This window comes from Desulfobaculum sp. SPO524, from assembly GCF_044987625.1.
Lineage (GTDB): Bacteria > Desulfobacterota > Desulfovibrionia > Desulfovibrionales > Desulfovibrionaceae > Desulfobaculum.
The window spans coordinates 1-14162 of sequence record NZ_JBJDSB010000009.1 but is presented as its reverse complement, the minus strand read 5'-3'; the positions used below and the strand labels follow the sequence as shown (position 1 = coordinate 14162).

10 protein-coding genes are annotated in these 14162 nt (G+C 51.1%); 5 read left to right on the top strand and 5 right to left on the bottom strand.

What is annotated here, in order from left to right:
• Positions 1-270: 270 nt before the first annotated feature.
• The 5 genes from ACI3L3_RS16820 to zorA form a co-directional block, all read right to left on the bottom strand.
• Entirely contained in the window at positions 271-948 is a 678-nt protein-coding gene (locus ACI3L3_RS16820) for a hypothetical protein (RefSeq protein ID WP_404846322.1), read from the bottom strand.
• Positions 949-1152: 204 nt separating this feature from the next.
• The gene (locus ACI3L3_RS16815) at positions 1153-4638 is read right to left on the bottom strand and encodes an SNF2-related protein (RefSeq protein ID WP_404846321.1); all 3486 of its coding nucleotides are present in this window, start codon (positions 4636-4638) and stop codon (positions 1153-1155) included.
• Complete coding sequence (locus ACI3L3_RS16810) at positions 4635-6131, bottom strand: EH signature domain-containing protein (protein ID WP_404846320.1); 1497 nt, start codon at positions 6129-6131, stop codon at positions 4635-4637. The genes ACI3L3_RS16815 and ACI3L3_RS16810 overlap by 4 nt, the downstream gene beginning before the upstream one ends.
• A complete protein-coding gene (locus ACI3L3_RS16805; RefSeq protein ID WP_404846319.1) occupies positions 6131-6877 on the bottom strand; it encodes a flagellar motor protein MotB in 747 nt (248 codons plus the stop codon). Before ACI3L3_RS16805 ends, ACI3L3_RS16810 begins: the two co-directional genes overlap by 1 nt.
• A gap of 12 nt (positions 6878-6889) precedes the next feature.
• On the bottom strand, positions 6890-9274 hold the full coding sequence (gene zorA, locus ACI3L3_RS16800; RefSeq protein WP_404846318.1) for an anti-phage ZorAB system protein ZorA: 2385 nt from the start codon (positions 9272-9274) through the stop codon (positions 6890-6892).
• Between the two features lie 364 nt (positions 9275-9638).
• Here zorA and ACI3L3_RS16795 point away from each other — a divergent pair, with 364 nt between their 5' ends.
• From ACI3L3_RS16795 to ACI3L3_RS16775, 5 genes are all read left to right on the top strand, one after another.
• The gene (locus ACI3L3_RS16795) at positions 9639-10208 is read left to right on the top strand and encodes a restriction endonuclease subunit S (protein ID WP_404846317.1); all 570 of its coding nucleotides are present in this window, start codon (positions 9639-9641) and stop codon (positions 10206-10208) included.
• Between the two features lie 168 nt (positions 10209-10376).
• Complete coding sequence (locus tag ACI3L3_RS16790) at positions 10377-11891, top strand: type I restriction-modification system subunit M (RefSeq protein ID WP_404846316.1); 1515 nt, start codon at positions 10377-10379, stop codon at positions 11889-11891.
• Positions 11892-11941: 50 nt separating this feature from the next.
• Positions 11942-12145 (top strand): KTSC domain-containing protein, encoded by a 204-nt coding sequence (locus ACI3L3_RS16785; RefSeq protein WP_404846315.1) that lies wholly within the window; start codon positions 11942-11944, stop codon positions 12143-12145.
• A gap of 60 nt (positions 12146-12205) precedes the next feature.
• On the top strand, positions 12206-13225 hold the full coding sequence (locus tag ACI3L3_RS16780) for a virulence RhuM family protein (RefSeq protein ID WP_404846314.1): 1020 nt from the start codon (positions 12206-12208) through the stop codon (positions 13223-13225).
• A 49-nt stretch (positions 13226-13274) separates the two neighbouring features.
• A partial coding sequence (locus tag ACI3L3_RS16775; RefSeq protein ID WP_404846313.1) for a restriction endonuclease subunit S occupies positions 13275-14162 on the top strand: 888 nt, incomplete at its 3' end.

The window sequence follows — 14162 nt, the reverse complement described above, 5'->3', positions numbered from 1 at the left end:
CGCAGAAACTGAGAAGGGCCGCATAGCCTCTACTTTTCAGGCCTCCTAAAAATGGGAGGACTACCATGGCGTGTTGGGCTTTGGCGGTTAGGACGTCGAGTTTTGGTCATTTTTTTAGATGATTCATAATGGTCAGCAGTTCACGAAGTGGAGGGCTCTTTTGTGTGGCAGGATCACTACAAGCCCCGGTGTGATGCGGGGCTTGTAGTTGCGATTTGAGTCGTGCTGTGGTTTTTGAACATTGTTGTTTAGCTGTCCAGAAGTCAGTAACTACTGTGCAGTAGAGTTTAAGACTGTTTCTGTTTGCTTTATGCTTCTGCCATCGATTATAAATATTTTACAGGAGACCTCTTTCTTCTTGTTTGAAATTTCATCGTCGTAGTTTAGGTTGTATGACAGAATTGAAGTCGTCTCTAGCAATTTCTGTTTTCCTGTAAAGCGATCCTCTCGGTAATACCAATTTGATTCAATCACCTTAACATCGCATCCCACACCGTTCGGTGGACAACATCCGTACCCTTCGTTGGATGATGAATGAGCTGTATGGATAGAAGTCCAGTGCCCACTATCATAATAGGACAGCCTTCTTTCTAGTTCATAAGTCCCTTGTCCAGACGCGCTCGACACCATTTCTACTAATTCTTCATTTATAGGGGTGGCGTAGGAGCACCCCATCTCTTCGGCATGCTTCGATTCTTCGAATATAAGCAAGGCAACTTGAGAAAAATTTCGTCCTTGGCCTGTGAAATTAACATTAGCAATGAAGGCCTTCTTTTGATCTGCTAAGATGGGATATGAAGATAGTAGAATGAATTCTCCTTTGTCCTCGAAGTTGTTCGATATGGTTTCCTTAATGAAATCATCCGTTGTTTTGTTGCCAGAGCATCCGAAGCCAGCGAATACAAATATAAGGTATACCAAGGCGTATAAAATGAAATTGCACTTCACTTTAAGTTTTCCTATTCTTATTTAAAAGTTCCAGAGATGATATGATCAAAGCATAGCATCAAAGACCGTTGGTGCTTTTATAAATGATAATGTGTTTAACTTGCTGTCATATCTGGTAAATTAAGCATTTGTCTTGTTTGACTTGATAGTGCATGTGTATAGTTTATAAGGTGAGCTACATGCCGTCTAATCAAAAACATTACTTCAAATATGAAGCACCTCAGCTGTCAGCCGTGCTGACACGTCAGTATATCTCATCTTCTCTCCGCGAAGCATAGTTGCGATCTTATCTTTCCCCCAAATCTCAACACCATATCTCTCAGCCTTCTGGTAAACCTTTTTACTGATGCAGTCTGTGTTTGTGCACAGGATGAGTTTGTCGAATTTTTTGTTGAGCCGCGCTTCATATTCAGGGCGAGCGTTGTACGGTTCTAGAGCGATTTTTGCATCATCAAGTGCATTTTTTGTGCATTTGCACTGAATGAGGACGTTGGCACGTTCTGAAATTGTCACGACGTCGGCCCCGAAGTCTCCTGAGGCAGGAGTGAGGTAGCTTGCGCCGCCGAATTCCTTGGCTGCGAGCTCTGCAGTGAGAGCTTCGAAGAGCGTCCAGTCTATGGTGTCCAGCCAGTCTGCTGTGATGGGGGCGTCTGTTGGAACTTTGGAGCCGAACATGCCTTCAGTGTCGAAATCTTCAGGGGCGATTTTTGTTGGGCTTATGACGGCATCTTTGAGCTGGGTTTTGGCCGCAAGGAGCTGCTGGAGGTTTCTGTCGAACGATTTAAGGCTCGGGTGGGCGAGAACCGGGATATAGACGTGAACATCCTTTGTCGCGCCGATGCGGTAGACTCTGTCGGTTGCCTGCGCCTCTTTGGCTGGGTTCCAATGCCGTTCCAGGTGGATGACGTTGTTTGCCCCAACCACGGTGAGGCCAACACCTGCGGCAAGAGGGGACATGATTATAATCCCAAAGCCGGGTTTGGATTGGAATTCGTCGATGAGTTGTTTGCGTGTGGCCGCACCTTTGCCTGAGCGAGACGCAACGGATTTTGTCTCGCCGTTAACGACTTCAATTTCAACGCCGTATATGGCCTTGAGGTTGATAGCCAAGGCTTTTTGGAGCTTTTTGTTGATGGCAAAAATGATGACCTTTTCATCCCGCGCTTTGATCTCTTCCAGAATGCTCAGCATGAGTTTGAGCTTTTCGGATTTGAAAAGTGAGTTTCTCGCTTTCTGGGCGTTGGATGATGAAGCCTCAGGCGTTCCGCCATCGAGAAGGTCCGGGTGAAGCGATACGTCGCGCAGGCGTCGTAGGCCGGGCAGAATTGCCTGCTGGATTTTTTGGGTGTCGCCGGAAGCCTTGGCAGCGGTAACGCTTGCAATGACCGCGTCATAGCGTTCTTGCTGAATGCCGTTCATCATGACGCAGTAGCTTTTATCCTCACCGCCATCATGGATGATTTTTTGCGGCAGGCCGTCCAGTGAGTCTTCCTTGTTTCGCCGGAGCATCAACTCTCCAACGTGCTGGTAAAGCTGCTTGCCAACTGCCACGCGGGTGGCGTCCTTTTCTGTTGTGGTCGCCCTGTTGATTGGCGAAATGTAGGTCTTGTTGAACTCCTTGTATGATCCAAGGAAGCCCGGGCTGACGGTGTCGAAGATGGACCAAAAGTCCCGCAAGCTATTCTCGACAGGGGTGCCGGTGACCGCAAGTCGGAAGTCTGCTTTGAGCGCTTTCGCTGCGCGGGATTTCATGGCGTTAGGATTTTTGATGTCTTGAGCTTCGTCAAAGATGACCATCCCCCAGTCAACCCTGCTCATTGAGAATTGATAATCACGAAGGGTGTCGTAGTTGGTGAGGACAAGACGTCCGGGCATGTCCAGACGAAGGTTGCCAAATCCCTTACCGACTTTCAGCGAATAGCGAATTGCCGTCTCTGCCCCATCTTGAGTTTGATGAGCTGTGGTTTCGCGTCCGGCACCGTTTTGTTTGTACCTTGGCAAATCAGCATTGGCTTGCAGGATGACGATATCCTCGAACGGGCTGTTCTCGAAGACATTTTCGACTTCTTGGTACCAGTTTTCCAGAAGGACAACCGGGGCAACGACGAGCGTGGGCTTTGGCTTGCTCTGCTCCCGAATGATAGCTTGGTAGACCTGAAGCGCGGCAAGGGTCATGAAGGTTTTGCCAAGGCCCATGTCATCCGCAAGCAATGCGCCTCCGAAGCGATTCCGTTCTGGAAAGGCGAGGGCTTCACACGCGAGGCCAAGTAGCCAGCAAATCCCTTCCCGCTGATAGTTGAACGGCTTGTATTTGCACCCGTTACCGCAAATCGGGCCAGAATAAAGTTGGCATTTTCCTGCTGTAAGAGTGAGAAAGCCGTCTGCGACGTCCTCATCGTTGAGGTCGATCTTGACCGTGATGTTTGGCCCTGCCTGCGACTCGTTCTGTTCTTTGTGCGAGGCGGGTTTAACTGGGCGGGGGGCCTTCTCATCGACGTCAGAAATGGTTTTGCCAAGTACAGCGAGAGTGTCGCTTAGCTCTTCCTTGTTTGCAGGCAGGAGAATGGTTTTATCTTTGAATGAAATGGATGTGTCGCCTTTTGACGTCGCCAGCTCAACCTGCTTTGTAAGCTTTGCGAATTCCTCTCGGTCTTTTATGAAGTTGCCCGCATCCGAAAGCGTAAAAACATCGGGTTCGCTATCGGGGTCTCCAAACCACGTCATGGTTTGCGCGTCGGTTTCACCGAAATACGCCTTTTGGAAGACTTCTGCTCCATGCACCCTGATAGAAGGATTTTCATCAAGGTCAACAAGGCTGGCGTTGATGAACGCTGTGGGCTCTTTGAGAAACTGAAGCTTTTCGGCGGCAGGAATTTGCCTGTTTGATAGCACCTCCTGAACGCCTTCCATGCGCTTTTCATCCAGTAGGACAATTCGTTTGCCAATTCTCAGGGCTGTATTGTCGGCTCCTTCCAGTTGGCCAAGGCGCTCCTCAATGTCATTAGGCGCGTCACCCAGCCCAAAGTCTGGGATAAGGCGCAGGCTTCCGTCTGGGGCTTCCACAATGGATATGCTGACTTTGTCTGGCTGCTGAATGGCGGTGTCGTCGAAATGTCTCAGATCAATATGGACCCCGCCAGTTTTTGCCTGCTGGAGCGCGTAGACCGCCGCAAGGTTAGCACCTTCGGTCTTGTTATCCTCGGAGAGTGCTCCATGCTTTTGAATGGCAAACAGTGCGGCGTACTGCGATTCGTCAGGCAGATACTCTTCGTCTTCGCCAAGAATGAGGAGTGGACCTGCCAAGCGGTAGTGCTTCGTCCGTTGCTGGTTAGGGCGGACGAGGATGATTTCTAGACGAAATGATGGAGAGTAGCTTTGCCCACGAACCTCAAGCTCAAAGCGACCGGGCCATGGTTCAGGAAGGCCAAGGAGCATTCTGTCATCTGGCGCGAGGCGCGTTGCGACATCATCGGGAAGGAAGAACCCGTTGGTGACAGGTTCAGCCTCACCTTGTTCGCAGAGCATCTGAAGCGTGACGTATTGAAATTGGAGTGCATCGGGAGCGCTTCCTTTTGTGCACTCTTCGTGCTTCAGTGAATGGAAGCGGATGCCGTAGCCGGAAGGCTCGATATGGTATTGTTCTGCGTTGGGTTTGGAGAAGATGGAGTTTATGAATTTTTGCAATTTCATGATCGTATCATCCGGACGTAGTCTTCGCGTTCCATGATGTCAGATGGATTGATTTCGATACCGAGGCGTTTGAGCTGTTTGTAGGCTTTGCGTGGCCAGTTGCCGTTGTGGATAATGCGCGCGAAGTTGTCGCTTCTTCCGAATTGGTCCTCGTAGTTTTCCTGAAGGCCTATGCCGAGAGGGCGAGAGTATGCATATGTCTTTTCGTATTTTCCGGCCGGGCATTCGTCTGGGAGTTTATCTGCGATAGTGAGGGCAAACGAATGGGTGCCTTCAATGAGATGAACGTCCCCCATGCGGAAATAAAAGACAGTCAATTTATTGGAGTTGCTTCCTGAAAGTCTTATGAAGTGGGGAGGCTGCTCATCTTTAGTGAATCTGCTTTTGAGATATTCTTCTGGCTGTACTCCGAGGAAGAGTTGAGCGTCCTGAACGAGCTTGTTTTTGAAAAGTCCTTCAAGGAATTTTTTGCGTTTTGGAAACATCCTCCGCATATCTTCACCGCCTTTGCGTTCGGAAAATTCTTTGACGATGTCGAGGAAGAGTTCCATGTCCATTTTTGACAGCCAACTGCGCATCAGTGCAATTCGGTGGTTCCCGAATTTGCTCCACCATTGGCGGAAGTTTTGATGGCTGAACGGAACGCGTGGGTCGCCTGCGATGGCGAGGATTGTTTTGAGCCAAAGGTCGGAAGGTTCAAATCCTGCGCGTGAAAGTTTGTCAATGAGCGTCTCAATGATGGGGTGTCCAATCATGAGGTTATCTTGATATGGCGCCCTATGAACCTTGGCGGTACGGACTTCGTCGAGGATTTTATCATCCTCATTGGCAGTAAGCCCTTTGATGCGCTCTAGGTAGTATATATTCTGGCTGGCATCATAAAAGCGCGACTGGGTGGTCGGAATGCCGAGTCGGTCCGCCGAAGCAGGGAGAGTCCTGCCCGTTTTGCCTGTTTCGCGAACGAGCCACCGGTGCCCTTCGGGGCTGATTATTTTGTTTGCATTGAGTAGAAGTTTATCCATGCCGAACATGAGCTGGTCCGGGGGGAATCTCTTGATTTGGCCTTTTGCGAATTTGCAGTAGGCCTCAAGCCCTTCCCCCATTTGGTCAAAGTGCTGGAAGAACAGCTGGAAGATTTCACGTAGGGCAAGACGCCCAACGCGTTTGTTGGGTGTCCTCTTGATGACCTGCTCGAGAGCATTGATAATGCGCGTATCCGGCGGAGTGGCCATCAGGAATGCAGGCTCATTTGTCCACAGGTCGACAAGCGGGCGGATGTAAGCCGGTCCATCGAAGAGGGCAGTGATGTCGTTACCAGCGAGGCCAACATGGAGAAGCTTGTCCCGCCTTTCACGGTAAGCGCCGGAGTTTTTTCCTGCCCTTTTGCAATAGTGCTCCAGATCGCGCGTTATGTTTTCAAAGAATGCACGGCTTTCTTCTGTCGCGATTTCTGGAAGATCGAGCGTTAGTTGTGGGAGGCGAATTTTGTGCATTATTCATCTCCGTAAAGGGGGGCGCTTACCTTATGCAGTTCCATTAGCGAAGGCTGCCTCGTCGTGAACCTGATGTCGATACGGCGGTTTTTGCGCATGGCTTCGGCAGAGTCCTCGACCTCGGCGATGCGGCGGGTGGCCGAATATCCACTGACGGAAAACAGCAGTTTGCCTTGCCTGTTTCTCAGCTCTTTGAGGGACTGCCCGTATGGTGTGTTCTCAATCCAGAATTTCCAGAGCGAGATGGCCCTGAGCGCGGACAGTTCCCAATTGCCCATCCGGTAACTTCGTGCACTGCGGCTGTCTGTGTGCCCTTCGACGAAGACTGTCTCCAGATATTTCCAGCGATTTTCGCGGGTGATTGCCTGAAAGAGCGCCTCTCCGATTTCTTCGGCTGTTTTCTTGTGTTCCGGCTCAATGGAGTATCGCCCAGTTTTGAAGTGGAAAGCCTGTTCTGGGATGCGGAGAACGGAGTCGTTGTCCGAGATCTCGACGTTGATTCCCTGCTGTTTGAGCTCCTGTACGATTTCCGTGAGTATGTCCGAGCGGGCTTTGCTGGCCTGCTTCAGCTCTTCGATATTTTGCGAGACCTTGTCTTCCATCTGCGCAAGGCGAAGGAGCAGGGTGGCGCAAGCAAGGATGAAGATGACAAGCAGGCCTGCCATGATATCTGAAAAGGACATCCAGTAAGGGTTGTCGCCTTCCTGTGGGGTAGAAGCGCGGCGTGGTGTTAGGTAGAAACTCATTTAGAAGCCTCGTTACGCTCTAGGAGCGCGCATCTCAATATTTTCAACCACTTCACCAATGGCTTCAACGGCCTGCTTGATGCTTGAGCAGAAGTTTTTGGTCTGGGAGTCCCACTGACTCATGCGGTCATTGACCTGACTTGAAACGTACTCACCGTAGTCCTTGAGCAGACGTGTAACCTGCGTGTCGAGTTCTTCCACGTGGGTTTCCATGGTTTCCTGAAGGTCGGCATAGTGCGCAGCGAGTTCTGTAAAGCCATTCTTCGTGTCTGATGTTGCGTGGTCGAGTGTCTGTATTGTGTTTTCAACGCTGGTTCTGACATCTTGGAGAGAAGCGAGCGTCTTTTCGATATTGCGAGCGACCGTAGCATTTTCGCTGAACAGACTGTTTGCGAGAGAGGTGCTTTCCGCGATGCTTTCGGAGGCGTGCTTGACCGATTGGCCGATCTCCGCGCCAAGCATTTTGAGGTTTGATGTCGCGGTAGCGAAGGCGTCGCTGGTCTTGTTCATGCGGGCGACGGTGGAGTCCATGGCCGAACGGCTTCCGTCAATATGATTCTGAAGAGCCGCTCCCTGCTCTAGCAGGCTGTTCGTGGCCTTGACGTGGTTCTCAATAGTGTTGTCGACGTATTCAAGCGCAACGGACTGCTGCTCCATGATGTCGTTTATTTGCTTGGTGAGAACCTGATGCCTGTTGTCCTGCTCTTCGGTTAAGGACGTCTGTGAGCTGTTGAGAGTCTGGAGGAATGTGTTCAGCTGACCGCCCATGTCGAGCAGGGCTTCCTGCACGGTTTCGGAAGCTTCGCCAAGTGACCCCGCCTGTTTTTCCTGAGCACTTCCCATTCCTTCAAGGAAGTCATGGAGCATCTTGGCAACCTGTTGGTTTGCCTCGTTTTGCGTTTCATTTTGCTGATTGAGGAGACTTTGCACGACAGATTCGAGCGCGCGGGTCCGTTCGTCTTGTTCTGCCATCATGGATTCCTGACGGCCCTCAAGCGCATCGAAGAACGTACGCATTCCGTCCGACATCTCTGAAATCGCTTCGCGGACGTCTCCAGACGCAGAGGAAAGCGATTCCGCCTGACGTGACTGCTCCTGTCCCATTGCTGTTGCGAATGTCTGGAGCATGTCTGCGATTTTTTGGTTGGTTTGCTCCAACGCATCGCCCTGATGGGCGACGAGATTTTTGACGGAGTCTTCAAGCGTTTTGGATCGCTCGTCTTGTTCCTTGCTGAGGGCGGCCTGTTGCTCTTTTAATGATATGAAGAAGTCTGACATGGAGCCTGTGAGGCCATTCATGGCGTCGCGGATCTCTTCTGCCGCGGTGTGCATGGCGTTACGCTGGCCCTCACCCTCGCGGCCCATTTCTGCCATGAATTGCTCAAGCAGATTTGCCATGGCTTCCTCGGAGCCTTTGGCCTGCTTGTTCGCAAGTTCTTTTGACACTTGAGCCATTTCTTCAATGGAGGGGACAAGTGATTCTTCGATCGTGTCTTTGAGCGTCGTGCCAATAGCTGTGGAAATGTCGCTGGCGGCTTTGGACATATTTTCGGCAATGGAGCCAGCCATTTCTTTTGAGAAAGAGTCCATGGACTCTTGCATACGATTGCCGATTTGTTCCGCGAGGCTGCCAAGGGTTTCGCATGATTCACGACCGTTGGAGCGAATGTCAGCAAAGACGCCCATGACGGGGAAGCGGGGGAAGATGTCATCAACACGGCTTTGAAGCGTGTTTATATGCCTCATGATGATGCCGTGGAGCCATTTTTCAAGGAAATTCAGGACAATACTGCTTCCAACGCCCCACACGGACGTTACAAACGCTACGGAAGCGCTCTGAGCGAGCAGGCGGATTTCTCCCTGAATTTTGGCAACGTCGCCGTCGAGGTTCAGGCCGGTTAAGCCAAGCTGGAGACCGAGGAATGTGCCAAGGACGCCAACACCAGTAAGGATAGCTGCGCCGGTTGGAAAGAGGCGGGAGTTGGCGATACGGCGGGCGAGAGTTGTGCCGTTGAAGAAGTGCTCGGCGTCAATGTTGTTATAGAGTTTTCCGTCGTACTCAATGAGGGTCTCGTCAAATTCTTTCCAGATAGAACCGGCAACAACACGCATCCATTTTGAAGAATTGGCGATGCCTTCTTCTTCTCTTTCGATGAGGCCCTGACGTTTGTTGATGACGTTGTCTTCTGTAACGTCAGTCAGCCCGGATAAATAGAATTTAACACGCCGATAGTAGCAGACACCCATCAGTACCGAAGGAATCAAAAAACCTAGAAAAATTACGATGATTAATCCAATGAACGACGCCGTAACCCCCTCTGTTGTGGTGAAGTCAAAGCTGAGCACAGGACCAATGCCTGGCCAAAAGGATCCCCAATCCAAAACCTGAGAAGACATTCCCCTCTCTCCTTATCGGAAAATGATTTACTCGAAAAAGGCAAGAGTATAGGGGAGAAGGGCTTTTTTACCTAGTAGAAAAAACATTGCAGCAGCAGTGGTTGTACTGCTCACTCGACATCGTTTGGCAGTGCTAGGCGGCGGAAGGGGGAGCGTCGCCTTTTGTTGGTTAGCCTGTGATTGGACTGGAAACGAAGTGCAAAAGATAACAATCTGAAATTTTTTGATAATTTATTCACTGTCGTTGGCTGATCTGTCCTCCTTCTCTTTTTTTCTGCATCATTTGCAATGATGAACCTTGTTTTCCCTTGACCTTCTGAGGTAATTCGATACTGTCTTCATCATGCCCAATGGAGACAAAATAATGAAGCTGTCCGATGTCGTCAGCATACTCCCCGCCCACCCCTTTCGGGGAAGCATTGAGGAAGTTTCCGACGGCACGGCCAGAGCTGTCCAGATGAAGGACATTGAGGACGACGGAGCCGTTGCGTGGCATTCGCTGGTCCGAACGGAGCTTTCCGGACGGCGTGAACCGAACTGGCTCCAGCCGCAGGACATTCTGTTTCTGGTCCGTGGCAGCAGAAACATTGCCGTGTTCCTCGATTCCGTCCCATTCCCCGCCGTCATCTCTCCCCATTTTCTGCTTCTGAGAGTCGCGCCCGGTGCTGACGTCCCGCCTGCGTTTGTGGCGTGGCAGATGAATCAGCTTCCCGCACAGCGCTACTTCGAGGCGTCGGCAGAAGGTTCCGTACAGCGAAGCATCCGCAAGGCTGTGCTGGCGGACCTGCCCCTTGTTATCCCGTCCCCAAGCACACAGCAAGCCGTTGTCCGCCTTGCCGCCGCAGCGCGGCAGGAAGCCGAGACCTACAGGAAACTCATTGCCAACCGCGAGCAGGAGCTTCGCGCCGTGGCATCAACGATACTTAACCGGTAAGCCCTTTAATAAGCTATTCAAAACCAATAAAGGATGTTCAAAAATGGTGAGATGCAAGGCGCAAAAAGAATCAAGGCCGACGCGTATAGGCGATACGCGAGGATTTGATTCTTTTGAAGCAACGCAGCAGATTGCCGTTTTGGGACGACCCTTTAATGAGGTAACAACATGACCCCCCGCATAAGTCAAAAAGAAGTCAACGACGCCGTATGGAACGCCTGCGATACGTTCCGGGGCGTGGTCGATGCCAGTGCCTATAAGGATTACGTGCTGACCATGCTCTTCCTGAAATACATCAGCGACGTATGGCAGGATAATTACGACGCCTACAAGGCCGAATACGGCGACGCGCCCGAACTCATCGAAGAAATGATGAAGAACGAACGCTTTGTGCTCCCAAAGAATGCCAGCTTCTATGCCCTGTATGACCGCCGCTTCGAGGCAGGCAACGGCGAGCGTATCGACAAGGCTCTGCACGCCATTGAAGAAGCCAACATGGGCAAGCTGAACGACGTCTTTCAGGACATCAGCTTCAACTCCACCAAGCTCGGTGATGACAAGCAGAAGAACGACATCCTGCGCCACATGCTGGAGGATTTTAACAAGCCGGAGCTGAACCTGCGTCCCTCGCGCATCGGCAATCTGGACATCATTGGCAACGCCTACGAATTCCTCATCAAGCACTTTGCGGCTTCTTCCGGCAAGAAAGCTGGCGAATTCTACACCCCGCCCGAGGTCTCCCAGCTCATCGCGGAGCTTGTTGCCCCGCAGGAGGGCGATGAAATCTGCGATCCCGCGTGCGGCTCTGCATCCCTTTTGATGAAATGCGCCAAGCTCATCAAGGACCGCTTCGGCAACCGGAAATATGCCCTGTACGGACAGGAAGCCATCGGCTCCACATGGGCGCTCGCCAAGATGAACATGTTCCTGCACGACGAGGACAACCACCGCATCGAATGGGGCGACACCTTGCGCAATCCGCAATTGTTGGACGGTGACGACCAGCTCAAGCACTTTGACATAGTGGTGGCCAATCCGCCTTTCTCCCTTGCCAAGTGGGGACAGGAAGCCGCTGACAGCGACCCCTTCGGACGTTTTCGTCGCGGCATTCCGCCCAAGACCAAGGGCGACTATGCGTTCATCCTGCACATGATTGAGACCCTGAAGCCGGGAACTGGACGCATGGGCGTTGTTGTTCCGCATGGCGTTCTGTTCCGCGCATCCGCCGAGGGCAAAATCCGCAAGCAGCTCATCGAGGAAAACCTGCTCGATATGGTCATCGGCCTGCCGGAAAAGCTCTTCTACGGTACGGGCATCCCCGCCGCCATCCTCGTGTTCCGCAAGAACAAGAAGGACAACAACGTTCTCTTCATCGACGCCTCGCGCGAGTATCAGGACGGCAAGAACCAGAACTTCCTTCGTGATGAAGACATCAAGAAGGTTCTGGATACCGCCAAGGCACGCGAAAGCGTGGACAAGTATGCCTACCTCGCCAGCCTTGAGGAAATCCGCGAAAACGATTTCAACCTGAACATCCCCCGCTACGTGGACACCTTTGAGGAAGAAGAGGAAATCGACCTTGAGGCCGTTCTGAAAGAGCGCAAGGAACTGAAGGCAGACCTCGCCAAGCTCGAAGTGGAGATGGAAGGCTACCTGAAGGAGCTGGGCTACGAACTGCCGTAGCTGGAAAATAGAGGGCGCCAGACCGCATCGCACAACAAGGAGGAAGTGACATGACCCGCCATTTGGTTTCATCACGGGCAATCAACAGCATCGGCTACGATGAAGGCACGATGCAGCTTGAAATCGTCTTCACTTCTTCCCCAAAAGCGTACACCTTTTGCGGCGTCCCTCTTTCCGTTTACCAAAGCTTCCTTACTGCTTCATCGAAGGGAAGTTTTTACAACAGCTACATCAAAGGCCGTTACCACTGCTAACGTTTTATTTCCTATGAGTACACGGAATGTAAACACACGCCGGAACAGAGAGGCCAGACCATGAGCAACGAGCAAAGCCTGCCGCCTTCGGTCCGGGAATCGGAATTGCTGCTCTACACCGCGCCCAGTGGCAAGGTGAAGGTGGAGTGCCTCTTTCACGGCGAGACCATCTGGCTGCCGCAAAAGAAGATCGCCGAGCTGTTCGGTGTTGGCGTTCCCGCCATCTCCAAGCATCTGAGCAACATCTTCGAGAGCGGCGAACTTGTTGAGGATTCAGTTGTTTCCATTTTGGAAATAACTGCCGCTGACGGGAAAACCTATCAGGTAAAGCACTTCAACCTCGATGCCATTATCTCCGTGGGCTATCGCGTGAACTCTTCCCGCGCCACGCAATTTCGCATCTGGGCGACGCAGCGGCTGAGAGAGTTCATCATCAAGGGCTTTGTGCTGGATGACGAACGCCTGAAAAACGGGCAGCACTTCGGCAAGGACTTCTTCCGCGAACTGCTGGAGCGCGTCCGCTCCATCAGAGCCAGCGAGCGCCGCATCTATCAGCAGATTACGGACATCTTCGCGGAGTGCAGTATCGACTACGATCCGCAGTCCGAAACCACGCGCAAGTTCTACGCCCACGTGCAGGACAAATTCCATTTTGCCATCACCGGACAAACCGCTTCGGAAATCATTCATGACCGAGCAGACGCGACCAAGCCGCAGATGGGGCTGACTACCTACAAGAATGCCCCGAACGACCGCGTGCTGAAATCCGATGTCATGATTGGCAAGAACTACCTGAGCGAAGAGGAAATCAAACGGCTGGAGCGCACTGTCTCCGGCTTCTTCGACTATATTGAAAACATACTTGAAAACCGTACGAGCTTCACCATGGCGTCATTTGCCGACAGCGTGAACCGTTTTCTGGAATTCAACGAATACCGAGTTCTCGAAGGCTACGGCTCCATCTCGCGCAAGCAGGCCGAAGCCAAGGCGTATGCCGAATACGAAAAATTCAATCGCGCGCAACACATCGAGTCGGATTTTGACCGACAGGTGAAGGCGCTGAAACGCGCCGGAAAGTAGCGGACAGGATATACAACGATGATGAAATATATCGTGAAGGGGTGGGGTTATGGTGCCTGAGGGATGGAAATGGACCACGATAGGGAACCTCAAGAAAATGGGGGCCATCATTCAAATTCAGGATGGTAATCATGGCAATAGTCATCCTAAAACAGAAGATTTTGTTCCAACTGGAATTCCATTCATAATGGCAAAGGATATTGGTGGAGGCGTTGTTGATCTAAAAAACTGTGCTTTTCTTGAGAAAGACAAAGCAGACTCACTCAGAATTGGCTTCGCTAAGCCTGGAGATGTGCTCATATCGCATAAAGGAACAATTGGGAATACAGCTATTGTCCCTGATTGTGAAAATTATATAATGCTCACTCCTCAAGTTACTTACTACAGGCTCAATTCCATATTAATTGACAATGTTTTTTTGGCTCAATCGTTCAGAAGTGCTTACTTTCAACACACACTTAAAGCATGGGCTTTTCAGTCAACTCGAAATTACATTGGAATCACTGCACAAAGGAAGCTTCCAATCCTTCTCCCCCCTCTCCCCGAACAAAAGAAAATCGCCCGCATCCTGTCCACGTGGGACAAGGCGATAGAGACCGTGGACAAGCTGATAGAAAACAGCAAGCAGCAGAAAAAGGCGCTCATGCAGCAACTGCTGACAGGGTTAAGGACCGACAAGGATAACTGTCAATATTACAGGGCAGATCAAATCTTTAAAAATTTTTCGAAAAAGGGAATCAACAATGTGCCTGTTCTTTCCGTCACTCAGGATCAGGGGGTTGTGCCCAGAAACGATCTGGAAAGAAAAATCAACATGTCACAAGATAATATCCACACATACAAGCTTGTTGAACAGGGCGATTTCATAATCAGCTTAAGATCATTTCAAGGCGGATTAGAGTATTCTCGTTATAACGGTCTTGTTAGCCCTGCTTAC

Coding starts and splice junctions, on each gene's coding strand:
- ACI3L3_RS16780 (WP_404846314.1), top strand. CDS start 12,206: ATGAGCAACGAGCAAAGCCTGCCGCCTTCGGTCCGGGAATCGGAATTG.
- ACI3L3_RS16805 (WP_404846319.1), bottom strand. CDS start 6,877: ATGAGTTTCTACCTAACACCACGCCGCGCTTCTACCCCACAGGAAGGC.
- ACI3L3_RS16815 (WP_404846321.1), bottom strand. CDS start 4,638: ATGAAATTGCAAAAATTCATAAACTCCATCTTCTCCAAACCCAACGCA.
- ACI3L3_RS16785 (WP_404846315.1), top strand. CDS start 11,942: ATGACCCGCCATTTGGTTTCATCACGGGCAATCAACAGCATCGGCTAC.
- ACI3L3_RS16790 (WP_404846316.1), top strand. CDS start 10,377: ATGACCCCCCGCATAAGTCAAAAAGAAGTCAACGACGCCGTATGGAAC.
- zorA (WP_404846318.1), bottom strand. CDS start 9,274: ATGTCTTCTCAGGTTTTGGATTGGGGATCCTTTTGGCCAGGCATTGGT.
- ACI3L3_RS16810 (WP_404846320.1), bottom strand. CDS start 6,131: ATGCACAAAATTCGCCTCCCACAACTAACGCTCGATCTTCCAGAAATC.
- ACI3L3_RS16795 (WP_404846317.1), top strand. CDS start 9,639: ATGAAGCTGTCCGATGTCGTCAGCATACTCCCCGCCCACCCCTTTCGG.